The following is a 24,837-nucleotide window of genomic DNA, read 5'->3' on the forward strand; positions in this document are numbered from 1 at the left end:
GACGTGCGACGTCTGCTGGTCGCGGTCCTCGCGGCTGCACTGTTGCTCGCCGGCTGCTCGCCCGATGCCGGCCCGGCCCCCGAGGTCAAGGTCACCGGTGAGGCAGGTGGCGAGCCGACGCTGGTCTACACGCCGCCGCTCACGATCGAGAAGGCCACGTCCGAGGTCATCTGGAAGGGCTCCGGCCCGCGCCTGGTCGACGGCGGACCGGTGCTGCTGAACTACCGGCTCGAGAAGGCCGCCGACGCGTCCCTGGTCAAGGAGACGTACACGCAGGTCCCGAAGCCGTCCACGCTGACGCCGGAGACCCTCAGCGAAGACCTGTACGACGCGCTGTCGGGCGAGTCCGTCGGTGCCCGGATCCTGCTCGTGCTGCCCGCGACGTCCGACACGTCGAGCTTCGCCTCGGTCATGGTCGTCGACGTGCTGCCGTCCCGCGCGGCCGGTGAGGTCGTGGCGCCGCGCGAGGGGCTGCCCGCAGTCACGCTCGGCGACGACGGCGAACCCACGATCGCGCCGCCGGAAGGCGCGCCGCCGAGCGAGCTCGTGGTCCAGGCCCTGATCAAGGGCGCCGGAACGCAGGTCGAGGAAGGTGCGACGGTCACCGTCCAATACACGGGCGTGCGGTGGTCGGACGGCTCGCTGTACGACTCCACGTGGACCCAGGGCGAGCCGAAGTCCTTCGACCTCGGCGACGGCATCCTGCCGGGGCTCGCGGAGGGGCTCGTCCAGCAGACGGTGGGGAGCCAGGTCATGCTCGTCATCCCGCCGATGGGCGGTGCGACGGCCGGCGCGGAGCAGGACACGCTCGTCTTCGTGGTGGACATCCTCGCGGCCAGCAACCCGTCGGCCGAGCAGGGCTGAGCCGGCCATGGCAGTCGCGCTGCGTGTGATCCCCTGCCTCGACGTCGAGGCAGGACGGGTCGTCAAGGGGGTCAACTTCGAGAACCTGCGCGATGCCGGCGACCCGGTCGAACTTGCCCGGCGCTACGACGGCGAGGGTGCCGACGAGATCACCTTCCTGGACGTGTCCGCGTCGTCGGGCGATCGCGAGACGACCTACGAGGTCGTGCGACGCACGGCGGAGGAGGTCTTCGTGCCGCTCACCGTCGGGGGTGGGGTGCGCACCACGCAGGACGTCGATCGTCTCCTGCGGGCCGGTGCCGACAAGGTCGGGGTCAACACCGCCGCGATCGCACGGCCCGAGCTGATCGCGGAGATCTCCGAGCGGTTCGGCAGCCAGGTGCTCGTGCTGTCGGTCGATGCCCGCCGGGTGAGCGGCGCGACCCGGACCGAGTCCGGGTTCGAGGTCACGACGCACGGCGGTCGCCGCGGGACCGGGATCGATGCGGTCGAGTGGGCTGCGCGCGGTGCCCGGCTCGGCGCCGGCGAGATCCTGCTCAACTCCATGGACGCCGACGGCACGACCGCCGGGTTCGACCTGGAGATGCTGCGCGCCGTGCGCTCGCGGGTGCACGTGCCGCTGATCGCCAGCGGCGGGGCCGGTACCGCCGACCACTTCGTCGAGGCGGCGCGCGCGGGCGCGGACGCGGTCCTTGCCGCGAGCGTGTTCCACTTCCGCACGCTGACGATCGGGCAGGTCAAGGACCGGCTGCGCGCCGCGGGCGTCGTCGTCCGCTAGACGCCGGTCGCGCGGGTCAGGGCCGCGAGGTCCGTCGGCTCGCCCAGCACATGGACGCGGGCCGCGGTTCCCCGCCCGAAGGCGTGCAGGATCAGCTCGCCCACGTCGCCGCGCACGACGACGGTGCCCGCGTCGCCCCGCGTGCGGCGCACCGCTCGCCGGGGGCCGCCCGGCACGACCAGGACGACGCCGCACGGCGCGTGCCGGTAGAGCATCGGGGCCGCCCGGACGAGCCGTTGCCAGAGGGCCAGCGTGTGGTCCGCGGCGAGCTCGCGGGGGGTGTCCAGGCCGGCGCCCCGGCGGACGTCCTCCGTGTGCACGAAGAACTCGAGGAGGTTCGCGCTGTCGCCGGCCCAGCCCAGCGGGCTCCAGCGCGGGGGACCGGCCGCGAGCTTCGCCACCAGGTCCGCGTAGCCGCTCGCGTCGGCGCCGTCGGCGGCCAGGTCCTCGATCGCCCGCTCCGTGCGCCCGGCGAGGGCCGGCACGACGACGCCCGCCGCGAGCAGCGGGGCCGACTCGCGGATGATCACGTGCGCGGCCAGATGGCGGCTGCGCCACCCCTCGCAGAGGGTCGGAGCATCCGGACCTGCCGCGGTCAGCGCCTCGACGAGGGCCGACCGTTCGAACTCGTGCCACGTCATGGGGCATCGTCCCACGCGCAGCGGTGTGGGAGGTGCGTGAGACGATCGCACCCCATCCCGCCGTCGAGCCGTGAAGGAGCGATGTGGCCCCGCGCCCGCAGCCGTCGTACGCCCTGACGGGCTCCGTGCTGCGCCGCTCGGTCGCGATCCTCACGCGGGGCATCGCCGCGCAGCCGCGCACCTACGTGTGGGCGATCGGGGTCTCGGCGGTCTTCGGCGCCGCGACGGTGGCGGTGAGCCAGGTGCTCGGTGTCATCACCGACGAGGTGATCGTGCCCGCGCTGGCGGGCTCGGCCGCGGCCCGGGACCGCCTGCCCCTGGCCGGGCTCGTCCTCGCGGCGGTCGCGCTGACGCTGGGGGTCAGCGTCGCGTTGCGCCGGATCTTCGCCGGGATCGGGTACGCCGACCTCCAGGCCGGGCACCGGACCCGGGTCACCCGGCAGTACCTGCGCCTGCCCATGTCGTGGCACCGGCGCCACCCCACGGGGCAGCTGCTGTCCAACGCGAACTCCGACGTCGAGGCGGCCACCGGGGTGTTCAACCCGCTGCCGTACGCGCTCGGGGTGGCGGTGATGATCGTCGTCGCAGCCGTGGCGCTCCTGCGCGCGGACGGGTGGCTCGCGCTCGCGGCGCTCGCGGTGCTGCCGGTCGCGGTGGTGGCCAACCTCGTCTTCCAGCGCACGATGTCGCCCGCGATCACGCGCGCCCAGCAGCTGCGCGCGGAGGTCTCCGACATCGCGCACGAGAGCTTCGAGGCGGCCCTGCTGGTCAAGTCCCTGGGGACCGCGGCGCGCGAGGAGAGCCGGTTCGCGGCGCACGCGCAGGAGCTGCGTCGAGCGAACGTGCGCGTCGGCCGTGTCCGGGCCGTGTTCGACCCCGCCATCGACATCCTGCCGGGGCTCGGTGCCCTGCTCGTGCTCCTGGTCGGGACCGTCCGGGTGCAGGCCGGCGCGATCGGGACCGGCGACGTCGTCTCGGCCGCCTACCTCCTGACGCTGCTGGCGGTGCCCGTGCGGGCGTTCGGCTGGGTCCTGGGCGAGCTGCCCCGTTCGCTCGTCGGCTACGAGCGGATCGCCCGCGTGATCGACGCGCGCGGCGAGCTCACCCCCGGGAGCGTGCCGCTGGGGTCGCGGCCGGGCTCGGGAGCCGGGTTGCGGGTCGAGCTGCGCGGGGTCGGCGTGCAGGTCCCCGGCGGCGCGGGACCGGCCACGCTGCTCGCCGGGATCGATCTCGACCTGGCGCCGGGGCGCACGGTCGCGCTGGTCGGGCCGACCGGAGCGGGCAAGACGACGCTCGTGGGCCTGCTGAGCCGACTCTCCGACCCGACCTCGGGATGCGTGCTGCTCGACGGCGTGGACGTGCGCGACGCCCGACCTCGCGACCTCACGCGGCAGGTGGCGCTCGTGGCCCAGACGACCTTCGTGTTCGAGGACACCGTGCGGGCCAACGTCACGCTCGCGGACGACGACGACCCCGACGCGCCCGACGACGACCGGGTGTGGGACGCGTTGCGGCTCGCGCGGGTCGACGCCGTCGTCGCTGCGCTCCCGGGGGACTGGACGCCCGGCTCGGCGAGCGCGGCGCGAACCTCTCCGGCGGGCAGCGGCAGCGGCTCGCGATCGCGCGCGCGCTGGTGCGCAACCCGCGGCTGCTCGTGCTGGACGACGCGACCTCGGCGGTGGATCCGCGGGTCGAGCGCCAGATCCTGACCGGGCTGCGCGAGCGCGGGACCGGCGTCGCGGGACCGACGGTCCTCATGGTGGCCTACCGGATGTCGTCCGTCCTGCTCGCCGACGAGGTGGTGCACCTCGAGGCAGGGCGGGTCGCCGGACGGGGGACCCACGCCGAGCTCCTCGCGCGCGACCCGGGCTACGCCGAGCTCGCCACGGCCTACGAGCGCGAGACGCAGCGCCGCGCCGACGACGCCGCGGACGAGGCGGTCCTGCTCGACGCCCCGCTGGTCGACGACGCCGAAGCCCAGGACGCCCGATGACCAGCGGCGCGGACGACCCCGGCGCACGGATCGCCTCGACCAGCGGTCTGGGGGTGCTCGCGACGCTGCGTCGCGGGGTGCAGGTGTCGCCGGAGATCCTGGACGGCTGGGCGCTCACCGGGGTGCTGGCCGTGCTCGCGGCGGTGGGACGCGTCGTCGTGCCGATCGCGGTCCAGCAGACCATCGACACCGGGATCCTCGCGCCCGGGGGACCGGACGTGCAGCGCGTCGTCGTTCTTGTGGTGGCCGCGGCCGTCTGCCTGCTCGGGGCGGGCGTCTGCTCGGCGTTCGTCAACGTGCGGCTCTTCAGCGCGACCGAGGCGGGCCTCGCGTCACTGCGGGTGCGGGCGTTCCGGCACGTGCACGACCTGTCGGTGCTCACTCAGAACACCGAACGGCGCGGATCCCTCGTCTCGCGGGTGACCTCGGACGTCGACACGATCTCGCTGTTCGTCCAGTGGGGCGGGATCCAGCTGCTCGTCTCGGCGCTGCAGATCGTGGTCGCGACCGTGCTCATGGCGGTCTACTCCTGGCAGCTCGCGCTGCTGGTGTGGATCTGCTTCGTGCCGCTGGTGCTCGTGCTGCGCCCGGCGCAAGGGCGGGTGAACGTCGCCTACACCCGGGTGCGGGAACGCGTCGGCGCCATGCTCGGCGCCATCTCCGAGGCGGTCGTCGGGGCGGAGACGATCCGCGCCTACGGCGTGGCCGATCGCGTGCAACGGCGCATCGACGCCTCGATCCGGGCGACCCGCGACGCCATGGTCCGCGCGCAGAAGCTCGTGTCCGTCGTGTTCTCGGGCGGCGTGCTGGTGTCCAACCTCGTGCTGTGCGTCGTGGTCGTCATCGGGACGCGGCTCGGTATCGCCGGGGAGATCTCCGCGGGCCGCCTGCTCGCGTTCTTGTTCCTGGTTCAGCTGTTCACCGGGCCGGTGCAGATGGCCACGGAGATCCTCAACGAGCTCCAGAACGCCGTCGCCGGCTGGCGTCGGGTGCTCGCGGTGCTCGAGACGCCCGTCGACGTGCCCGACCCGGGACCCGACGGGATCGTGACCGCGCGCGGCCCGGCGACCGTCGAGCTCCGGGACGTGCACTTCGCGTACCCGGACGGACCAACGGTGCTGCACGGGATCGACCTGACGATCCCGGCCCGCACGTCGGTCGCGGTCGTCGGCGCGACGGGATCGGGCAAGACGACGATCGCCAAGCTCGTCGCCCGGTTGATGGACCCCACGAGCGGTCAGGTGCTGCTCGACGGCGTGGACCTGCGCGACCTGAGCGCCGCGAGCCTGCGCCGGCGGGTGGTGCTCGTCCCGCAGGAGGGATTCCTGTTCGACGGGACCTTGGCCGAGAACGTCGCGTACGGGCTGCGCGCCGACCCGTCGGCCGTCCCGCTCGACGAGGTGGAGCGGGACCGTCAGATCCGGGCCGCCCTCGACGAGCTGGGACTGTCGAGCTGGCTCGCGGAGCTCCCCGGGGGGCTCTCCACGCGGGTCGGGCAGCGGGGGGAGTCGCTCTCGGCGGGCGAGCGCCAGCTCGTCGCGCTGGCCCGGGCGTACCTCGCCCAGGCCGACCTGCTCGTGCTCGACGAGGCGACGTCGGCCGTAGACCCCGCGACCGAGGTCCGGATCGCCCGTGCGCTGGACTCGCTGACCGCCGGCCGCAGCACGCTGACGATCGCGCACCGGTTGTCGACGGCCGAGGCGGCGGACCTCGTGCTCGTCGTCGACGCCGGCGCCGTCGTCGAGACGGGCGCGCACGCCGAGCTCGTGGCGCGCGACGGGACCTACGCCTCGATGCACCGAGCCTGGGTCTCCCAGACGCGCTGAGGCGACCTCGTCCGCGGGGGCGCCGTGCGAGGATCGTGCCGTGTCCTCACAGCCTTCCTCCGATGCCCCTGATGCCCCGCTCCTGCTCGACCCGACCATCTCTGCCCGGCTCACGCGGAACGGTGCCGGCCTGGTGGCCGCAGTCGTCCAGCAGCACGACACCGGCGACGTCCTCATGCTCGGTTGGATGGACGACGAGGCGCTGCGTCGCACGCTGACCACGGGCCGGGTCACGTTCTGGAGCAGGTCGCGCGGCGAGTACTGGCGCAAGGGCGACACGTCGGGGCACGCCCAGTACGTGCGGTCGGTCGACCTCGACTGCGACGGCGACGCCCTGCTGGTCCGGGTCGACCAGGTCGGCGCGGCGTGCCACACCGGCACGCGCACGTGCTTCGAGGCCGGCGGGCCGTTGCCTGCCGTCGTCGGGCACCGACCGGGGGAGCACCCCGCCGGGTCGTCCGCCGCCGGCGCGGGCGCGGCCGGATGAGCGTGACCGCCGCGGGGCCCGACGTGGTCGAGGTCCCGTGGGGCACGACCTGGCCGTCGCTCGAGCTGTTCCGCGACCTCGCCGCCGACCGCCGGGTCATCCCCGTCGTGCGTCGGCTCCTGGCCGACGACGTCACGCCCGTCGGGCTGTATCGGACGCTCGCGGGCGGCCGACCGGGCACCTTCATCCTCGAGTCCGCCGAGGTCGACGGCGGCTGGTCGCGGTACTCGTTCGTCGGGGTGCACTCCCGGGCGACGCTCACGGTCGTGGGCGGCGAGGCCGTCTGGTGCGGTGACGTCCCCGCCGGCGTGCCCACGCGCGGGCGGCCGCTCGACGTCCTCGCCGCCACCCTCGAGGTGCTGCACACGCCCGCGATCCCCGGCCTGCCGCCCCTGACCGGCGGGCTCGTCGGCGCGCTCGGCTGGGACGTCGTGCGCCACTGGGAGCCCACGCTGCCGGCGGCGGCCCCCGAGGAGCTGGGCGTGCCCGAGCTCACGCTGTGCCTGGCGACGGATCTCGCCGTGGTCGATCACCTCGACGGCTCGGTGTGGCTCGTCGCGAACGCGATCAACTTCGACGACACCGACGAGCGGGTCGACGACGCGTACGCGGATGCCGTCCGGCGTCTCGACGCGATGCAGGCCGGCCTCGCCCAGCCGGCCCCACCGGCGACGGCGATCCTGGGTGCGGCGCCGGAGCCGGAGCTCGAGTTCCGTTCGACCCGGGCCGAGTTCGAGGCCGCCGTCCTGGTCGGCAAGGAGGCGATCCGGGACGGTGAGGTGTTCCAGGTCGTGATCTCTCAGCGGCTCGACCTCGACTGCCCCGCGGACCCGATCGACGTCTACCGCATGCTGCGGACCATCAACCCGAGCCCGTACATGTACTACCTGCAGCTGCAGGACGCGGCCGGCAAGGACTTCGCCGTGGTCGGCTCGAGCCCGGAGACGCTGGTCAAGGTGACCTCAGGCCGCGTCGTCACCTTCCCCATCGCCGGCTCGCGGCCGCGCGGGGCCACCCCGGCCGACGACGTGACGCTCGGCGAGGAGCTGCTGGCCGACCCGAAGGAGCGTGCCGAGCACATCATGCTGGTGGACCTCTCGCGCAACGACCTGGTCAAGGTCTGCGACCCGGACAGCGTCGAGGTCGTCGAGTTCATGGCGGTCAAGCGGTTCAGCCACATCATGCACATCTGCTCGACCGTCGTCGGGCGGCTGCGCGCCGGCGCGACCGCGCTCGAGGCCCTCGCCGCGACCTTTCCCGCGGGCACGCTCTCGGGTGCGCCGAAGCCGCGTGCGATCGCCCTGATCGATGCGCTCGAACCCGCCCGGCGCGGGATCTACGGCGGCACGGTCGGGTACTTCGACTTCGCCGGCGACATGGACATGGCCATCGCGATCCGGACCGCGCTGATCTCCGCCGGGCGCGCGAGCGTGCAGGCGGGTGGCGGGATCGTGGCCGACTCGGTGCCCGCGCTGGAGTACGCCGAGTCGCGCAACAAGGCGGCGGCCGCCGTCCGCGCGATCCAGCTGGCCGCGCGGCTGCGCCCCGCAGTCGGGGCGGGGAGGTGACCGGGCCCGCCCGCGCACCGTTCGCCCGGCGACGCGCTGTCCTGGTGGTCCTCGTGCTCGCGCTCGCCATCCTGGCGGCCGGGGTGCCGCGATGGATGCACACGGCCGGCTCGACCGCGCTGCAGGGGCTGGTGCCCGTGGACATCACCGGGACCCAGGCCGCGCCGGCGGTGCCCGCGGTCGCGCTCGTGCTGCTCGCGGCGGGCGCCGCGATCGGCCTGGTCGGCAGGATCGGGCGGTGGGTGGTCGTGGCGGTGGTCATCGGGATCGGCGTGCTGCTCACGGGATCGGCGCTCGCGGTGATCGCGAACCCCGAGCAGGTCGCCGCCACGATGGTGGCGAACGCGACCGGCGTAGCCACCCTCGCCGCCCCGGTGACGCTCACGGTCGCGCCGTACGCGGCGGCCGCTCTCGGAGTCCTCACCCTCGTCGTCGGGGGCTGGCTCGCGGCCACCTCGCGCACCTGGTCGCTCCCGTCCGCCCGGCACGAGGTCGGCGGCGCGCCGCCCGCCCTGGTGCCCGACGACGATCAGTCAGCCTGGGACGCGCTGTCGCGAGGCGAGGACCCCAGCTGACGCCGCCTGGCGCTAGTGTTCGATGTGTCCGCAGATGAGAGGCCTGAAGCATGTCCGATCCGTCCGTCGAGCGATCGACGCCCCCGTCCGAGACCGCATCCCTGCCGACCAGTGGCCCGTGGAAGAACCACGGCCAGACGATCGCCGCGTGGACCGCGGTGACCGTGGTGCTTGTCGGCGGAGTTCTCGCGGCCCTCGGTGTCGTGTTCGCCCTCCCCTGGCTCTTCTGGGTCGGGATGGTCGTCGTCGTGCTCGGGGTCGTGGCGGGCAAGGTCTTGCAGATGGCGGGCTATGGGCAGGGCGGGGCGCAGACTCTCGCTCGCTCGGCCCGAGCTCGCGCCGCGGGACGCACGCACTAGTCCCGCTCAGCAGCCACCGCAACCCGCGGCGGGGCCGTTCCCGGTCCAGTTCCCGCGGGTGCAAACCAGGGAGGTTCGATGTCGGATCCAAACGCACCGATTGACCCGTTCGCCGCCAGCGAGCCCGAGCAGCCGAGCGCTTCGGGTCAGCCCACGCCGCCGTCGTCGGGTCAGACCCCGCCGCCGTACGGCGCGCAGCCGCCGGCCTACGGCGCCGAGCCGCCGGCTTATGGCGCTCAGCCCCCGCCTACGGTGCGCAGCCGCCGGCTCCCGGCGCGCAGCCCCCGGCTTATGGTGCCCAGCCGCCCGCGTATGGCGCGCAGCCGCCGGCTTACGGCGCGCAGCCGCCGGCTTATGGTGCGCAGCCGCCCGCTTATGGTGCGCAGCCGCCCTACGGCGCCCAGCCGCCCGCACCTTACGGCGGCGGCTATGCCGGGCAACCCGCGTACGGCTACCCCAAGAACAGCCTCGGCGTCTGGTCCCTGGTGCTGGGGATCGCGGCGTTCGTCCTGTCGTGCGGCTTCTTCGCCGGGATCCCGGCGATCATCGTCGGGAACATGGGCAAGCGCGCGGCCGCCGAAGGGCTGGCCAACAACCCTGGCCTGTCCAAGGCGGGCGTGATCCTCGGGTGGATCGCGACGGTGCTGAGCGTCATCGGCGTCATCTTCTTCATCATCCTGATCGCCAACGGCGACTGGGAGACGATCGTCAACGACGCGAACCTCAACAACTGAGCTGGCTCGACCTGAGCTGCTCATGAGTGTCGACTCCGACCGGCGCGGTCCGACCCCCCAGCTGGGGGCCGGCCGCGCCGCCGTCGTCCGGGCGCGGCGAGCCCCTCTGCTCGTCGCGGCGATCACCGTCGCCGCCACGGCGTACATCGCTGCCGTCGACCCGAACCACCCGGGGCACTACCTCGCCTGCCCGCTCCTCACGCTCACGGGTGTGTACTGCCCGGGCTGTGGTGGCCTGCGCGCCGTGCACGACCTGGCGCACCTCGATCTTGCGGGGGCCTGGAGCATGAACCCGCTCCTGGTCGCCGTCGTGCCGATCGCCGTGCTGGCCTGGGGGAGGTGGCTCGTCCGTGGGTGGAAGCCCGGCCCGGTGCCCACACCGGCCTCGAGCCGGCGCAGCTCGTGGTACGCCGCGGTCGCACTCACGGTGCTGCTCGCCTACTCGGTCGCCCGCAACATTCCCGCCCTGGCGCCGTGGTTGGCTCCGTGAGACGGTCGTGCGCGCCGCATACCGGACATGGGATGGTCGGGTCCGACGGGCTCCGGCTTTAGAATCGAGGGAGTTTGCCGTCGCCCTCGGGTGGGCGGTGCCGACCAGGGGGAGGGTGGGGCGACTAATGACAGTGCTGGACGACATCATCGCGGGGGTCCGCGAGGACCTCGCGATCCGTGAGGCGAGGACGCCGCTGCGCGCGCTCAAGGAACGAGCGACCCGTGCGCTCGGCGCCAAGGAGTGCCTCAGCACGCTGCATGCCGAGTCCGCCGTGGCGGTGATCGCTGAGGTCAAGCGGTCGAGCCCGAGCAAGGGTGCGCTCGCCCCGATCGCGGATGCCGCCGCCCTCGCCATCGAGTACGAGAAGGGCGGCGCCGCCGTCATCTCGGTCCTCACTGAGCAGCGCCGGTTCAAGGGGTCGCTCGCCGACCTGGTCGCCGTTCGCGCTGCGGTGGACGTCCCGCTCCTGCGCAAGGACTTCATCGTCTCGCCGTACCAGATCTGGGAGGCGCGCGCGTACGGCGCCGACCTGGTCCTGCTGATCGCCGCGGCGCTCGAGCAGACGGTGCTCACGTCGTTCGTCGAGCTCGTGCACTCGCTCGGCATGACCGCGCTGGTCGAGGTGCACGACGGCGAGGAGGTCGCTCGCGCGGTCGACGCCGGCGCCCGCATCATCGGGGTCAACTCCCGCAACCTCAAGACCCTCGTGGTCGACCGCGACACGTTCGAGCGGGTCGCGCCGCTGATCCCGTCCGGCATCGCGCGGGTCGCCGAGTCCGGCATCCGCGGGCCGCACGACGTGATGGCTTTCGCCCGCCAGGGCGCGGACGCGGTGCTCGTCGGTGAGGCGCTCGTGACGGGCGACGACCCGCGCGAGTCCGTCGCGGGTCTCGTCGCGGCGGGGTCGCACCCGTCGCTGCGGGCCGTGCGGCACCGTTAGCCCGCTGAACCTGACCTGACGACCAGAACCTGAAGGAGCAGTCCCCGGTGGAGCAGAGCAACAACAGCGTGCGCGAGTCGTTGGCGACGGGTTCGGGCCCGTACTTCGGGGAGTTCGGGGGCAGGTTCGTCCCCGAGGCGCTGATCGCCGCCCTCGACGAGCTCGATTCGGAGTACCAGAAGGCGAAGGTCGACCCGGAGTTCATCGGTGAGCTCGCCCGGCTGCACCGCACGTACACGGGGCGACCGAGCATCATCACCGAGGTGCCCCGGTTCGCGGCGCACGCCGGCGGGGCGCGCATCATCCTCAAGCGCGAGGACCTCAACCACACCGGTTCGCACAAGATCAACAACGTCCTCGGCCAGGCGCTGCTGACCAAGCGGATCGGCAAGACCCGCGTGATCGCCGAGACGGGCGCGGGGCAGCACGGGGTGGCCACGGCCACGGCCGCCGCGCTGTTCGACCTCGACTGCGTCGTCTACATGGGCGAGGAGGACACCCGTCGGCAGGCCCTCAACGTCGCGCGCATGCGCCTGCTCGGCGCCGAGGTGATCCCGGTGACCACGGGCTCGCGCACGCTCAAGGACGCGATCAACGAGGCGCTGCGGGACTGGGTCACCAACGTCGAGACGACGAACTACGTGTTCGGCACCGTCGCCGGCCCGCACCCCTTCCCCGGCATGGTCCGGGACCTGCAGCGCATCATCGGCGTCGAGGCCCGTCAGCAGGTGCTTGACCTCGTCGGTCGCCTGCCCGACGTCGTCGCGGCGTGCGTCGGCGGCGGCTCGAACGCGATCGGCATCTTCCACGCGTTCCTCGACGACCCCGACGTGCGCCTCGTCGGTCTCGAGGCCGGTGGTGACGGGGTCGAGACCGGGCGGCACGCCGCCACGATCACCGCGGGGAGCCCGGGCGTGCTGCACGGCGCGCGCTCGTTCCTGCTCCAGGACGACGACGGTCAGACGATCGAGAGCCACTCCATCTCGGCCGGGCTGGACTACCCCGGCGTGGGGCCGGAGCACTCATTCCTCGCGAGCATCCACCGCGCCGAGTACCGCCCGATCACCGACACCCAGGCCATGGACGCGTTCCGGCTGCTGTGCCGCACCGAGGGGATCATCCCCGCGATCGAGTCCGCGCACGCGCTCGCCGGCGCGCTCGACCTGGGCCGCGAGCTGGGGCCGGACGCCGTCATCCTCGTGAACCTCTCGGGCCGCGGCGACAAGGACGTGGAGACCGCTGCCACGTGGTTCGGGGTGCTGGACGGCGCAGCCGACCCGGCAACCGCCGACGCGGCGGGAGGTGCGAAATGAGCGCCGTGACGATCCGGAGCAAGACCGCTGACCGGCTCGACGCGTTGCGCGGCGAGGGCCGCGCGGCCCTGATCGGCTACCTACCGCTCGGGTTCCCGGACCTGCCGGGCTCCATCGCCGCCGCCATCGCCATGGTCGAGGCCGGGGTCGACATCGTCGAGCTCGGCGTGCCGTACTCGGACCCGGTCATGGACGGCCCGGTCATCCAGAGCGCCGTCGAGCACGCCCTCGCCGGTGGTGTGCGGGTGCACGACGTCTTCGCGGCGGTCGAGCAGATCGCGCGGACCGGCGCCCCCGTGCTGGTGATGACCTACTGGAACCCCGTCATGCACTACGGCGTGGACGCGTTCGCGCGGGACCTTGCCGCGGCCGGCGGCGCCGGGCTGATCACCCCGGACCTCATCCCGGACGAGGCCGCGGAGTGGATCGCGGCATCGGACGCGCACGGGCTCGACCGCGTGTTCATCGTCGCCCCCAGCTCGACCCCGCAGCGGCTCGCCTCGACGGCAGCCGCGTCGCGCGGGTTCGTCTACGCCGCCTCGACCATGGGCGTCACCGGCGAGCGGACGACGCTCGGTGCGCGGGCCGCCGCGCTCGTCGCCGACACCCGCCACGCCGGCGCGGAGCACGTGTGCGTCGGGCTCGGCGTGTCGCGGCCCGAGCAGGCCGCCGACGTCGGCTCCTACGCCGACGGCGTGATCGTCGGCTCGGCCCTGGTGCGCCCGCTGCTCGAGGCGGAGAGCCCGGAGGCGGGGATCGCCGCGCTCCGGGTGGTCACCGCGGGGCTTGCTGCTGGGGTCCGGTCCGCCGACCGTACGATCAGGCAGTGAACTCCTTCGGCTTCCTGGCCGGGCTCCTGCCCGCCGCCATCCCCAGCCCCCCGGTCGCGGTCTGGCACCTCGGGCCCTTCCCCCTGCGCGCCTACGCGTTCTCGATCCTCACCGGGATCGCCGTCGCGCTGTGGATGACGCGTCGGCGGTGGGTCGAGCGCGGGGGAGACGCCGACAGCGTCCTCGAGATCGTGTTCTGGGCCGTGCCGTTCGGCATCGTCGGGGGCCGGATCTACCACGTGATCAGCTCGCCGCAGCAGTACTTCGGGTCCGGCGGAGATCCGGTCAGCGCGCTGTTCATCTGGGAGGGCGGCCTCGGGATCTGGGGCGCGATCACGCTCGGTGCGGTCGGCGCCTGGATCGGCTGCAAGCGCGAAGGGGTGCGGTTCTCGTCGTTCGCCGATGCCGTCGCACCCGGCCTGCTCGTCGCGCAGGCGCTCGGTCGTCTCGGGAACTGGTTCAACCAGGAGCTCTTCGGGGGTCCGACCACCATGCCGTGGGGCCTGCGGATCGACCCGACGAGCCCGACCTTCCCGGACGGCTACCCCCTCGACACGCTCTTCCACCCGACGTTCCTGTACGAGATCCTGTGGAACCTCGCCGCCGCGGCACTTCTGATCTACCTGGACCGGCGGTTCCGGCTCGGGCACGGTCGCGTCTTCTGGCTCTACGTCATGCTGTACACGACGGGCCGGTTGTGGATCGAGCTGCTGCGGATCGATCCGGCGACGATGGTGCTCGGGCTCCGGCTCAACGTCTGGACGTCCATCGTGGTCGGGCTGGGTGCGCTGCTAGCGTTCGTGCTGGTCGGGCGCCGCCACCCCGGGCGCGAGGCCTCCGTCCTGCGCGAACAACCCGAAGAGCAGGACACCCAGGACAGCCAGGGCGTCGCAGACCAGGTCCCATGAGACAGGGTCTGGCGGTATCGATAGACCAAGGACGGCGTGACCGGAGCCACATCCGGCCTGTATCGTCCAGAGCACACGTGCGGGCCGACGACGTCCCCACATCCCCCCAAGTTCGTGCAAGCTCCCTGGTGTCATGCCAGGGACGGTGAGGGCGGTCCAGATGTCCACGTCGTCGAAGCGCCCGTCGGGCGCTGTCGCACCCCAGCGTCAGGGTCTGTACGACCCGGCGAACGAGCACGATGCCTGCGGGGTCGCGTTCGTCGCGACGCTGCGCGGCACCCCCGGGCGAGACATCGTCGATGCCGGTCTGACCGCGCTGCTCAACCTCGACCACCGCGGCGCCGTGGGCGCCGAGCCGGACAGCGGCGACGGCGCGGGCATCCTCACCCAGATCCCGGACGCGTTCATGCGCGACGTGATCGACGCCGACCTGCCGCCCGCAGGCTTCTACGCCATCGGCATGGCCTTCCTGCCGATGGACGACGCCGCTCGCGCGACGGCGGTATTCGCGATCGAGGCGATCGCCGCCGAGGAGAAGCTCGACGTCCTCGCGTGGCGCGACGTCCCGGTCACGGCCGACCTGGTCGGCCCGACGGCGCGCTCGGCGATGCCGTTCTTCCGCCACCTCGTCGTGGCGGACCCGTCCGGCGAGCTGTCGGGTCTCGAGCTGGACCGGCGCGCGTTCCGGCTGCGGCGTCGGGCCGAGCGGGCGACGGACGTCTACTTCGCCTCCTTGTCGGCGCGCACGATCACGTACAAGGGCATGCTCACCACGTCGCAGCTCGAGCCGTTCTTCCCCGACCTGTCCGACCCGCGGTACGCGAGCGAGCTCGCGCTGGTCCACTCGCGGTTCTCGACGAACACGTTCCCGTCGTGGCCGCTCGCCCAGCCGTTCCGCCTGATCGCCCACAACGGCGAGATCAACACGGTCCGCGGCAACCGCAACTGGATGGCGGCGCGCGAGAGCACGCTCGCGAGCGACAAGCTCGGCGACCTCGCCCCGCTGCTGCCCGTGTGCAGCGACTCGGCGAGCGACTCGGCGACCTTCGACGAGGTGCTCGAGCTGCTGCACCTGGCCGGGCGGTCGCTCCCGCACGCCGTGCTCATGATGATCCCCGAGGCGTGGGAGAACCACGCCGAGATGGACCCCGCTCGGCGGGCGTTCTACGAGTACCACGCGTCGCTCATGGAGCCGTGGGACGGCCCCGCCGCGCTGACCTTCACGGACGGCACGCTCATCGGCGCCGTGCTCGACCGCAACGGGCTGCGCCCGGGGCGGTACTGGGTCACCGAGGACGGCCTGGTCGTGCTGGCCTCCGAGGCCGGCGTGCTCGACATCGACCCGGCGACAGTGGTCCGCAAGGGACGCCTCGAGCCGGGGCGCATGTTCCTCGTGGACACCGGCGCCGGTCGGATCATCGAGGACGAGGAGATCAAGACCCAGCTCGCGTCCCAGAAGCCCTACGCGCAGTGGGTCGAGCAGTACGCGATCGCCCTGCCCGACCTGCCCGAGCGCGAGCACGTGGCGCACTCGCGCGCCTCCGTGCACCGCCGGCAGCGCGCCTTCGGGTACACCGAGGAAGAGCTCAAGATCATCCTCGGCCCGATCGCCGCGACCGGCGGGGAGCCGCTCGGGGCGATGGGCTCGGACACACCGCTCGCGGTGCTCTCGACGCGACCCCGGTTGCTGTTCGACTACTTCACGCAGATGTTCGCCCAGGTGACCAACCCGCCGCTGGACGCGATCCGTGAGGAGCTCGTGACCTCGATCGGCGGCGCGATCGGCACGGAGCCGAACCTCCTCGACGACACCCCGGAGCACGCGCGCAAGCTCGTGCTGCCGTTCCCCGTGATCGACAACGACGAGCTCGCCAAGATCGCCCGCGTACATCGCGACCCGCGGCTCGCGGGTGCCTTCCAGGCGATCACCGTGCGCGGCCTGTACCGGGTGCACGGCGGTGGCGCCGCCCTTGCCGAGCGGCTCGAGGAGATCTTCGCCGAGGTCGACGAGGCCGTCGAGGCCGGGGTCAACTTCATCGTGCTGTCCGACCGGGACGGCGACGCGGATCTCGCGGCCATCCCGTCGCTGCTGCTCTCCAGCGGCGTGCACCACCACCTGCTGCGCCGACGCACCCGCACCCGGGTCTCGCTCGTCGTGGAGGCCGGTGACGTGCGTGAGGTGCACCACGTCGCGCTGCTGATCGGCTACGGCGCGGCGGCGGTCAACCCGTACCTCGCCATGGAGACCGTCGAGGACCTCGCGATCGCGGGCTACCTCGACGTCGACCCCGAGAAGGCCGTGGCCAACCTCATCAAGGCGCTCGGCAAGGGCGTCCTGAAGGTCATGAGCAAGATGGGGATCTCGACCATCATGAGCTACCGCGGCTCGCAGGTGTTCGAGGCCATCGGGCTGTCCGAGGACCTCGTGGCGAAGTACTTCCACGGCACGACCAGCAGGTTGGGCGGCATCGGTCTCGACGTCATCGCGGCCGAGGTCGCGGCGCGCCACGCCGACGCGTACCCGCGCAGCGGCAACACGCTGCCGCACCGGCGGCTCGCCGTCGGCGGGGAGTACCAGTGGCGTCGCGACGGGGAGCAGCACCTGTTCGACCCCGAGACGGTCTTCCGCCTGCAGCACTCGACCCGCACGCGGCAGATGGACGTCTTCCGCGAGTACACCCGGCGCGTGGACGACCAGTCCCGCCGGCTGATGACCTTGCGCGGCCTGCTGTCGTTCAAGGACGGCGCGCGCCCGGCCGTCCCGCTCGACGAGGTGGAGCCCGTCAGCGAGATCGTCAAGCGGTTCAACACCGGGGCGATGTCGTACGGCTCGATCTCGGCCGAGGCCCACGAGACCATGGCGATCGCCATGAACGCCCTCGGCGGGCGCTCGAACACGGGCGAGGGCGGCGAGGACCCCGAGCGGCTGCGGGACCCGAAGCGTCGCAGCAAGATCAAGCAGGTCGCCTCGGGCCGGTTCGGCGTGACGTCGGACTACCTGACCAACGCCGACGACATCCAGATCAAGATGGCTCAGGGGGCCAAGCCCGGTGAGGGCGGACAGCTCCCCGGCCACAAGGTGTCGCCCGCGATCGCCGCGACGCGGCACTCGACGCCCGGGGTCGGCCTGATCTCGCCGCCGCCGCACCACGACATCTACTCGATCGAGGACCTCGCCCAGCTCATCCATGACCTGAAGAACGCCAACCCGGCAGCGCGCGTGCACGTCAAGCTCGTGAGCCAGGTCGGCGTCGGCACCGTGGCGGCGGGAGTGTCCAAGGCGCACGCCGACGTCGTGCTGATCTCGGGGCACGACGGCGGGACGGGCGCGAGCCCGCTCACGTCGCTCAAGCACGCCGGTGGGCCGTGGGAGATCGGCCTGGCCGACACGCAGCAGACCCTGGTGCTCAACAACCTGCGCGACCGGATCGTCGTCCAGGTCGACGGCCAGATGAAGACGGGGCGGGACGTCGTCGTGGCGGCCCTTCTCGGCGCCGAGGAGTTCGGGTTCGCGACTGCGCCGCTCGTGGTCTCCGGCTGCGTCATGATGCGCGCGTGCCACCTGGACACCTGTCCGGTCGGGGTCGCGACGCAGAACCCCGAGCTTCGGGCGCGCTTCACCGGCAAGCCGGAGTTCGTCATCACGTTCTTCGAGTTCATCGCCCAGGAGGTGCGCGAGCACCTCGCGGCGCTCGGGTTCCGCACCATCGACGAGGCCGTCGGCCAGGTCGAGACCCTCGACACCCGCTCGGCGATCGAGCACTGGAAGGCCGACGGGCTCGACCTGAGCCCCGTGCTCGCGGTCCCGTCGCCGGCTCCCGGGTCCGCGCTGCGCCACACCCGGCTCCAGGACCACGGCCTGGCCAAGGCGCTCGACAACACGCTCATCACGCTCGCGGCCGACGCCCTCGAGCGCAGCGAGCCGGTCCGGATCGACCTGCCGGTGCGCAACGTCAACCGCACGGTCGGCACGATGCTCGGGCACGAGGTCACGCGGCGGTTCGGTGGCGCCGGGCTGCCCGACGGCACGATCGACGTGACGCTGACCGGTTCTGCGGGCCAGTCGCTCGGCGCGTTCCTGCCGGCCGGGATCACGATCCGGCTGTTCGGGGACGCGAACGACTACGTCGGCAAGGGGTTGTCCGGCGGGCGCATCGTCGTGCGCCCCGACCGTTCGGCCGTGCTCACCGGCGACCGTGATGTGATCGCGGGCAACGTGATCGGGTACGGCGCCACGTCCGGCGAGATCTTCCTGCGCGGCGTCGTCGGCGAGCGGTTCGGCGTGCGCAACTCCGGCGCGACGCTGGTCGTCGAGGGGGTCGGCGACCACGGCTGCGAGTACATGACCGGCGGGACCGTCCTGGTCCTGGGGCGCACCGGGCGCAACTTCGCGGCGGGCATGTCGGGCGGCACGGCCTACGTGCTCGACCTGCGGAGCAGCGCGGTCAACGTCCCGGCGCTCGCGTCCGGCGAGATCACCCTGGCCACGCCGGGGGACGACGACGTCGTGCGGATCGAGGCGTTGCTGCGCCGGCACCAGGACGAGACCGGCTCGCCGCGGGCGGCCGAGCTCCTGGCCGACCCGGCGGCGCTGCGCACGCGGTTCACCCGGGTGCTGCCGACCGAGTTCGCCCGGATGACCATCGCGATGGCCCGCGCCAAGGACGAGGGCCTCGACCCGGGTGCGCCCGGCGTCTGGGAGCACATCCTGCAGGTCTCCCGTGGCTGACCCGTCCGGCTTCCTCAAGGTCCGTCAGCGGGAGCTGCCCCCGAACCGCCCGGTCGCGGTCCGGCTGCTCGACTGGCGTGAGGTGCACGCGCACCGGGCCAGCCACCCGGACGACCTCGCGATGCTCGGGCGCCAGGCGTCGCGCTGCATGGACTGCGGGATCCCGTTCTGCCACCAGGGCTGCCCGCTCGGCAACCTCATCCCCGAGTGGAACGACCTGGCACGCCAGTCCCAGTGGGGCGACGCGATCGATCGGCTCCACGCCACGAACAACTTCCCGGAGTTCACCGGGCGGATCTGCCCGGCGCCGTGCGAGTCGGCCTGCGTGCTGGGCATCAACTCGCCGCCCGTGACGATCAAGAACATCGAGGTCTCGATCATCGACGAGGCGTTCGACCGCGGCCTGGTCCGGCCGCAGATCCCGCAACGGCTCACCGGGGCGACGGTCGCCGTCGTCGGCTCCGGCCCTGCCGGGCTCGCGGCCGCGCAGCAGCTCACCCGGGCCGGTCACACCGTCGCGGTCTACGAGCGCGACGACGCGATCGGCGGCCTGCTGCGCTACGGCGTGCCCGACTTCAAGCTCGAGAAGGCGCACATCGACCGCCGCCTCGGGCAGATGGAGGAGGAGGGCACCCGGTTCCGTCCCGGGATCGAGATCGGCCGGGACATCACCTGGGAAGACCTCCGGGCGCGGTACGACGCCGTCGTGATCGCCGTGGGGGCGACCGTCCCGCGCGACCTGCCACTGCCGGGCCGCGAGCTCGCGGGCGTCCAGGTCGCGATGCCCTACCTGCACCAGGCGAACCTCGCCGCCGCCGGCCACCCGGTACCCGACCAGGTCGTCGCGACCGGCAAGCACGTGATCATCATCGGCGGGGGAGACACGGGTTCGGACTGCCTGGGCACCGCGCTGCGCCAGGGTGCCGCCTCGGTCACCACCCTCGCGATCGGCAAGCACCCGCCGACCGATCGCCCCCCGAACCAGCCCTGGCCGACCGATCCGCTGGTGTTCGAGGTCTCGAGCTCGCACGAAGAGGGTGGCGAGCGCGACTACCTCGCCTCGACCGTCGCCTTCGTGGGCGGCGACGGCGACGACGCGGGGCACGTGCGTCGGCTGCGGCTGGCCACCACCGAGTACCTCGCGGACGGTCGTCGCGTCCCGACGGCCGGGACCGAGCGCGAGATCCCGGCGGACCTGGTGCTGATCGCCATGGGGTTCACCGGGCCCGAGACCGACGTCCTGGTCGATCAGACCGGGGCCGACCTCACCGGCCGGGGCGCGATCGCGCGGGGAGACGACTACGCGACGAGCGTGCCGGGGGTCTTCGTCGCCGGGGACGCAGGTCGGGGCCAGTCCCTGATCGTCTGGGCGATCGCCGAGGGCCGGGCGGCGGCTGCGTCGGTCGATGCATATCTATCCGGGAGCACCGAGCTTCCGTTCCCGATCACGGCGAGCACCGTCTCGCTGCGCCCGTAAGGGACTCGCGTTAACCCGGTGGTGGGGGCACCTATCGGGACTATGGGCACGGATCACCCCACAACGAAAGGCCTAGGCTTCCCCTCATGCGCAGAGCGAAAATTGTATGCACCATCGGACCCGCCACGGAGTCCGCCGAGCAGATTCAGGCGCTGGTAGACGCCGGTATGGACGTCGCCCGACTGAACCGTAGCCATGGCGCCACCGAGGTCCACGAGCGCGTGTACAAGAACGTCCGGGCCGCCGCGAAGGCGTCGGGGCGTTCGGTGGCCGTGCTGGTCGACCTCCAGGGCCCCAAGATCCGGCTCGGCCGGTTCGTCGAGACCAAGCACGAGCTCGCCATCGGCGACGTGTTCACCATCACGACCGACGACGTGCCCGGCACCAAGGACCTCGTCTCCACCACCCACATGGGCCTGCCGAACGACGCTCGCGTCGGCGACCCGATCCTCATCGATGACGGTCGCGTGCTCGTGCGCGTCACGGCCGTCGACGGCCCCCGCGTGGTCACGCGGGTCGAGGTTGCCGGTCCGGTCTCCAACAACAAGGGCCTGAACCTCCCGGGCGTCGCGGTCTCCGTGCCGGCCATGTCCGAGAAGGACGAGGCCGACCTTCGCTGGGGCCTGCGCATCGGCGCGGACCTCATCGCGCTGTCCTTCGTGCGCAGCGCGGCGGACTACGACGACGTGCGTCGGATCATGGAGGAGGAGGGGCGCATCGTCCCCGTCATCGCCAAGATCGAGAAGCCGCAGGCCGTCGAGAACCTCGCCGAGATCGTGGACGCGTTCGACGGCATCATGGTCGCCCGCGGCGACCTCGGTGTCGAGATGCCCCTCGAGCAGGTCCCGCTCGTCCAGAAGCGCGCGATCGAGCTCGCTCGTCGCAGCGCCAAGCCGGTCATCGTCGCCACGCAGGTGCTCGAGTCCATGATCTCGGCACCGCGTCCGACGCGCGCCGAGGCCTCGGACTGCGCCAACGCGGTGCTCGACGGTGCCGACGCGGTCATGCTCTCCGGCGAGACCGCCATGGGTGACTTCCCGATCGAGGCCGTGCGCACGATGGCGCGGATCATCGAGAACACCGAAGAGTTCGGCGCCGAGCGGATCGCTCCCCTCGGTTCGAGCCCGCACACCCGTGGAGGTGCGATCACCCGCGCGGCCGCCGAGATCGGCGAGACGCTCGATGTGAAGTACCTCGTGACCTTCACCCAGTCGGGCGACTCGGCCCGACGGATGTCGCGCCTGCGCTCGGCGATCCCGTTGCTCGCGTTCACGCCGGTCACCACGGTGCGCAACATGCTCTCCCTGAGCTGGGGCGTGCAGAGCTACGAGGTCCCCAGCGTCGCCGACACCGACGCGATGGTCGGACAGGTCGATCAGACCCTGCGTGCCAACGGTCTCGCCGAGATCGGCGACTACGTCGTCATCGTCTCCGGTGCGCCGGTCGGCATCCCGGGAACGACGAACTCGATCCTGGTGCACAAGGTAGGCGAGGAGTCCGGCCACCGCCGCGACTGATCCCCACCTGCTCGCCCGCAACTCCCGCAACACGACCTCAACGTCCGAGCGGTGACGTCCGATAGGACGTCACCGCTCGGACGTTGGGCTTTGCGGGTGGATGGGCGAGGCTTGCCTGGCTAGCGTCCGGCCCCGGGGCTGGCCTAGCGTCGGGGCATGGATGACCCCCGTTCCACAGATGGCAGTTCCGCCGATTCCCGCGAGCCCCTCGAGCAGCCGGTGCTCGCGCCGCTGACGCAGCACGCCGACGAGCCGCATCAGGACGGGCTCGCCGCGAAGCTCAACTGGCTCCGGGCCGGGGTTCTCGGGGCGAACGACGGCATCATCTCGACCGCCGGGCTCGTGATCGGCGTCGCGGCGGCCACGAGCGCGCCGGGTCCGATCCTCACCGCCGGGGTGGCGGGGCTCGTCGCCGGGGCGGTCTCCATGGCCCTGGGGGAGTACGTGTCGGTGAGCAGCCAGCGGGACACCGAACGCGCCCTGCTCGCCACCGAGCGTCGGGAGCTGGCCGAAGACCCCGAGGCCGAGCTCGCGGAGCTGGCCGACATCTACCGGCACAAGGGCCTGTCGGAGTCGACGGCCCGGCTGGTGGCCGAGGAGTTCACGGCGCGGGACGCGTTCGCGGCCCACGTCGACGCCGAGCTCGGCATCGACCCGGACGCCCTGACGAACCCCTGGCATGCGGCCTTCGCGTCGGCGGTGGCCTTCACCGTCGGTGCGATGCTTCCCCTCGCCGCCATCACGCTCGCCCCGGCGTCGATCCGGGTGGTGGCGACGTTCGTCGTCGTCGTGATCGCCCTGGCGATCACGGGGTCCGTGAGCGCCGTGCTCGGCAAGGCCGGCCGACTGCGCGCCGTCCTGCGCGTGGTGCTCGGTGGTGCGCTCGCCATGGCCGTCACGTTCGGGATCGGCGCGCTGCTCGGCGCGAACGTCGCCTAGTACCCGGCCGGCGGTCACGGGCCCGCCGGCCGGGATTCCCGGGTGCTCCCTGCGGTGTCTCGGGCAGATTGTCTGTGTTGTGCACAGTTGTGCAGAAGTCTGGGGAAATGGCCTTCACGCCGTGGCCTGGTCCGAGTCGCCGCCGTGCAGCACGAGCACCGTCGGCATCGCCTCCCGCACGACCTCGTTGCTCACCGCGCCGAGCAGCATCCCGCGAAAGGCTCCGAACCCGCGAGACCCCACCACCACCAGCTGCGCGGCTCGCGACGCGGCCACGAGAGCGTGCACGGGGTCGTCGTCGACGAGGTCGAGGCGCACGTCGAGGTTCGGGTGGCGGGCGCGCAGCGCGGCCGTCACGTCGGCGGCGGCCTTGTGCGTCGGGTCGTTCTCGTCGACGCGGCCGACGGCGAGCGGGGTCAGGGTGGGCATCCCGCGCCCGCTGGGGTTGGCGATCGTCGGGCGTGCGTGGACCACCACGAGGGCGACGGCCCGCATGGTCGCCTCCCGCGCCGCGGCCTGCGCCGCGGAGACGGAGGTCGCCGACCCGTCGACACCGACGACCACCGGGGCACCCGGAAGTCGAGCGTCGCTGTCCTCACCCCGCACGACGGCGACCGGGCAGCGGGCGTGGGCGGCGAGATGGACGCTCGTGGACCCGATCCGCCGTCGCGAGCTGCGCCCGTGCGCGCCGACCACCAGCAGCTGCGCCTGCTCGCTCAGCCGGCGAAGCTCGGGAACCTCGGGGCCGGACAGCACGCGGGTCTCGACGGTCAGCCCCGGATTCCGCGCTCCGACCTGGTGGTGCAGGTCGGCCAGGTACCGCTTGACCTCGGTGTCCAGCCCCAGGTCCTCGCCCAGGAGCGGGTACCAGCTCCACTCGACGAGCTCCCGCGGCTCGCGATAGACGCGCGCGAGCACGACGGGGGCACCCCGCATCGTCGCCTCGGCGATTCCCCAGCGCAGGGTCTGCGCGCTGTGCAGCGAGCCGTCCAGCGCAATCACCACGGGGCCGTCGGCCAACATGAGAACCCCCTCGAAGACGCCACCCGCAGCTGACCACCCAGATGCCAAGTCGTACGGATACCTCCACCATGGAGGAGGAAGCAGCAAGAAGTCCCGGGTATTCGGTCCTCATTTGGGGGGCGGACCCGCCCGGGGCCGGCAGCGGGACGAGTTCGAGGGTCGGGGGCCGTTCGTGATCAGGGTATTTGTGCTCGACGACCACGAGATCGTCCGCCAGGGCCTGCTCCGCCTCATCGACGGCAACGTGGACATGCAGGTCGTCGGAGAGGCGGCCACCGCCGCCGAGGCGCTCGCCCGGGGTCCGTTGGTCAAGGCCGACGTGGCGATCCTCGACATCCGGCTGCCGGACGGGAACGGTGTCGAGGTCTGCCGCGAGCTCCGGTCGAGACAACCCGCGCTCGCCTGCCTGATGCTGACGTCCTACGCCGACGACGACGCGCTCCTCAACGCCATCACGGCCGGGGCTGCGGGCTACGTCTTGAAGGAGATCCGGGGTGTCGACCTGGTCGGGGCCATCCGGACCGTCGCATCCGGGCGGTCCTTGCTGGACCCTGCGACCACGACGCGCGTGCTCGACCGGCTGCGCCAGGCCGAGCAGCACGACGGCAGGCTCGACCTCCTGACCGCGCAGGAGAGCGCGGTGCTGGACCTGATCGGTCAGGGTCTGACCAACCGCGAGATCGCCGATCGCATGTACCTGGCGGAGAAGACAGTCAAGAACTACGTCTCCAGCCTGCTCGCAAAGATCCAGGTGCATGGGCGCACGCAGGCCGCGCTCTACATCGCCGACCAGCGACGGGCCCATCCGCCTGTGCATCAGGTCCCCTGAGCCCGAGGTACTGA

General features: G+C 72.5%; 19 protein-coding genes and 2 pseudogenes. 19 read left to right on the forward strand and 2 right to left on the reverse strand.

Going from position 1 to position 24,837, the window contains the following annotated elements:
- The first annotated feature begins 3 nt into the window (after positions 1–3).
- Both VTA80_RS18625 and hisF read left to right on the forward strand, forming a co-directional pair.
- A complete protein-coding gene (locus VTA80_RS18625) occupies positions 4–864 on the forward strand; it encodes an FKBP-type peptidyl-prolyl cis-trans isomerase (protein WP_407342567.1) in 861 nt (286 codons plus the stop codon).
- Positions 865–871: 7 nt separating this feature from the next.
- The gene (gene hisF, locus VTA80_RS18630) at positions 872–1,642 is read left to right on the forward strand and encodes an imidazole glycerol phosphate synthase subunit HisF (protein ID WP_407342568.1); all 771 of its coding nucleotides are present in this window, start codon (positions 872–874) and stop codon (positions 1,640–1,642) included.
- On the opposite strand, the gene VTA80_RS18635 is transcribed toward hisF, so the two are convergent.
- Positions 1,639–2,283: a TIGR03085 family metal-binding protein gene (locus VTA80_RS18635; protein ID WP_407342569.1), complete on the reverse strand. Its 645-nt coding sequence runs from the start codon at positions 2,281–2,283 to the stop codon at positions 1,639–1,641. The two genes, hisF and VTA80_RS18635, sit on opposite strands and share 4 nt — an antisense overlap.
- 83 nt (positions 2,284–2,366) lie before the next feature.
- Here VTA80_RS18635 and VTA80_RS18640 point away from each other — a divergent pair.
- From VTA80_RS18640 to VTA80_RS18715, 16 genes and pseudogenes are all read left to right on the forward strand, one after another.
- Positions 2,367–4,276: pseudogene (locus tag VTA80_RS18640) on the forward strand (ABC transporter ATP-binding protein).
- A complete protein-coding gene (locus tag VTA80_RS18645) occupies positions 4,273–6,102 on the forward strand; it encodes an ABC transporter ATP-binding protein (RefSeq protein WP_407342570.1) in 1,830 nt (609 codons plus the stop codon). The pseudogene VTA80_RS18640 and the gene VTA80_RS18645 overlap by 4 nt, the downstream one beginning before the upstream one ends.
- 40 nt (positions 6,103–6,142) lie before the next feature.
- A complete protein-coding gene (gene hisI, locus VTA80_RS18650; RefSeq protein ID WP_407342571.1) occupies positions 6,143–6,589 on the forward strand; it encodes a phosphoribosyl-AMP cyclohydrolase in 447 nt (148 codons plus the stop codon).
- Positions 6,586–8,157, forward strand: a complete 1,572-nt coding sequence (locus VTA80_RS18655; RefSeq protein WP_407342572.1) for an anthranilate synthase component I — start codon at positions 6,586–6,588, stop codon at positions 8,155–8,157. Before hisI ends, VTA80_RS18655 begins: the two co-directional genes overlap by 4 nt.
- Positions 8,154–8,732: a Trp biosynthesis-associated membrane protein gene (locus VTA80_RS18660; RefSeq protein ID WP_407342573.1), complete on the forward strand. Its 579-nt coding sequence runs from the start codon at positions 8,154–8,156 to the stop codon at positions 8,730–8,732. The genes VTA80_RS18655 and VTA80_RS18660 overlap by 4 nt, the downstream gene beginning before the upstream one ends.
- A gap of 50 nt (positions 8,733–8,782) precedes the next feature.
- Positions 8,783–9,091, forward strand: a complete 309-nt coding sequence (locus VTA80_RS18665; protein ID WP_407342574.1) for an HGxxPAAW family protein — start codon at positions 8,783–8,785, stop codon at positions 9,089–9,091.
- A gap of 479 nt (positions 9,092–9,570) precedes the next feature.
- Positions 9,571–9,825: pseudogene (locus VTA80_RS18670) on the forward strand (DUF4190 domain-containing protein); the annotation flags it as partial.
- Between the two features lie 22 nt (positions 9,826–9,847).
- Positions 9,848–10,315: a DUF2752 domain-containing protein gene (locus VTA80_RS18675; protein WP_407342575.1), complete on the forward strand. Its 468-nt coding sequence runs from the start codon at positions 9,848–9,850 to the stop codon at positions 10,313–10,315.
- A 127-nt stretch (positions 10,316–10,442) separates the two neighbouring features.
- Positions 10,443–11,258 (forward strand): indole-3-glycerol phosphate synthase TrpC, encoded by an 816-nt coding sequence (trpC, locus tag VTA80_RS18680; RefSeq protein WP_407342576.1) that lies wholly within the window; start codon positions 10,443–10,445, stop codon positions 11,256–11,258.
- Positions 11,259–11,305: 47 nt separating this feature from the next.
- Positions 11,306–12,571: a tryptophan synthase subunit beta gene (gene trpB / locus VTA80_RS18685; RefSeq protein ID WP_407342577.1), complete on the forward strand. Its 1,266-nt coding sequence runs from the start codon at positions 11,306–11,308 to the stop codon at positions 12,569–12,571.
- The gene (gene trpA / locus VTA80_RS18690; protein WP_407342578.1) at positions 12,568–13,401 is read left to right on the forward strand and encodes a tryptophan synthase subunit alpha; all 834 of its coding nucleotides are present in this window, start codon (positions 12,568–12,570) and stop codon (positions 13,399–13,401) included. Before trpB ends, trpA begins: the two co-directional genes overlap by 4 nt.
- On the forward strand, positions 13,398–14,309 hold the full coding sequence (gene lgt / locus VTA80_RS18695) for a prolipoprotein diacylglyceryl transferase (protein WP_407342579.1): 912 nt from the start codon (positions 13,398–13,400) through the stop codon (positions 14,307–14,309). The genes trpA and lgt overlap by 4 nt, the downstream gene beginning before the upstream one ends.
- Before the next feature lie 160 nt (positions 14,310–14,469).
- The gene (gene gltB / locus VTA80_RS18700; RefSeq protein WP_407342580.1) at positions 14,470–19,038 is read left to right on the forward strand and encodes a glutamate synthase large subunit; all 4,569 of its coding nucleotides are present in this window, start codon (positions 14,470–14,472) and stop codon (positions 19,036–19,038) included.
- Complete coding sequence (locus VTA80_RS18705) at positions 19,031–20,515, forward strand: glutamate synthase subunit beta (RefSeq protein ID WP_407342581.1); 1,485 nt, start codon at positions 19,031–19,033, stop codon at positions 20,513–20,515. The genes gltB and VTA80_RS18705 overlap by 8 nt, the downstream gene beginning before the upstream one ends.
- 86 nt (positions 20,516–20,601) lie before the next feature.
- Positions 20,602–22,032, forward strand: coding sequence for a pyruvate kinase (gene pyk, locus VTA80_RS18710; protein ID WP_407342582.1), 1,431 nt, complete (start codon positions 20,602–20,604; stop codon positions 22,030–22,032).
- Between the two features lie 156 nt (positions 22,033–22,188).
- Positions 22,189–22,971 carry a VIT family protein gene (locus tag VTA80_RS18715; RefSeq protein WP_407342583.1) on the forward strand — a complete coding sequence of 261 codons (783 nt, stop codon included), beginning with the start codon at positions 22,189–22,191 and terminating at the stop codon, positions 22,969–22,971.
- Positions 22,972–23,085: 114 nt separating this feature from the next.
- Here the strand turns inward: VTA80_RS18715 and VTA80_RS18720 are convergent, their stop codons facing one another.
- Positions 23,086–23,994, reverse strand: coding sequence for a universal stress protein (locus VTA80_RS18720; RefSeq protein WP_407342584.1), 909 nt, complete (start codon positions 23,992–23,994; stop codon positions 23,086–23,088).
- 172 nt (positions 23,995–24,166) lie between these two features.
- Here VTA80_RS18720 and VTA80_RS18725 point away from each other — a divergent pair, with 172 nt between their 5' ends.
- Positions 24,167–24,823 (forward strand): response regulator, encoded by a 657-nt coding sequence (locus tag VTA80_RS18725; RefSeq protein ID WP_407342585.1) that lies wholly within the window; start codon positions 24,167–24,169, stop codon positions 24,821–24,823.
- Positions 24,824–24,837 lie beyond the last annotated feature (14 nt).

Origin of the sequence: Pengzhenrongella phosphoraccumulans (assembly GCF_045689905.1) — a bacterium.
Taxonomy (GTDB): domain Bacteria; phylum Actinomycetota; class Actinomycetes; order Actinomycetales; family Cellulomonadaceae; genus Pengzhenrongella; species Pengzhenrongella phosphoraccumulans.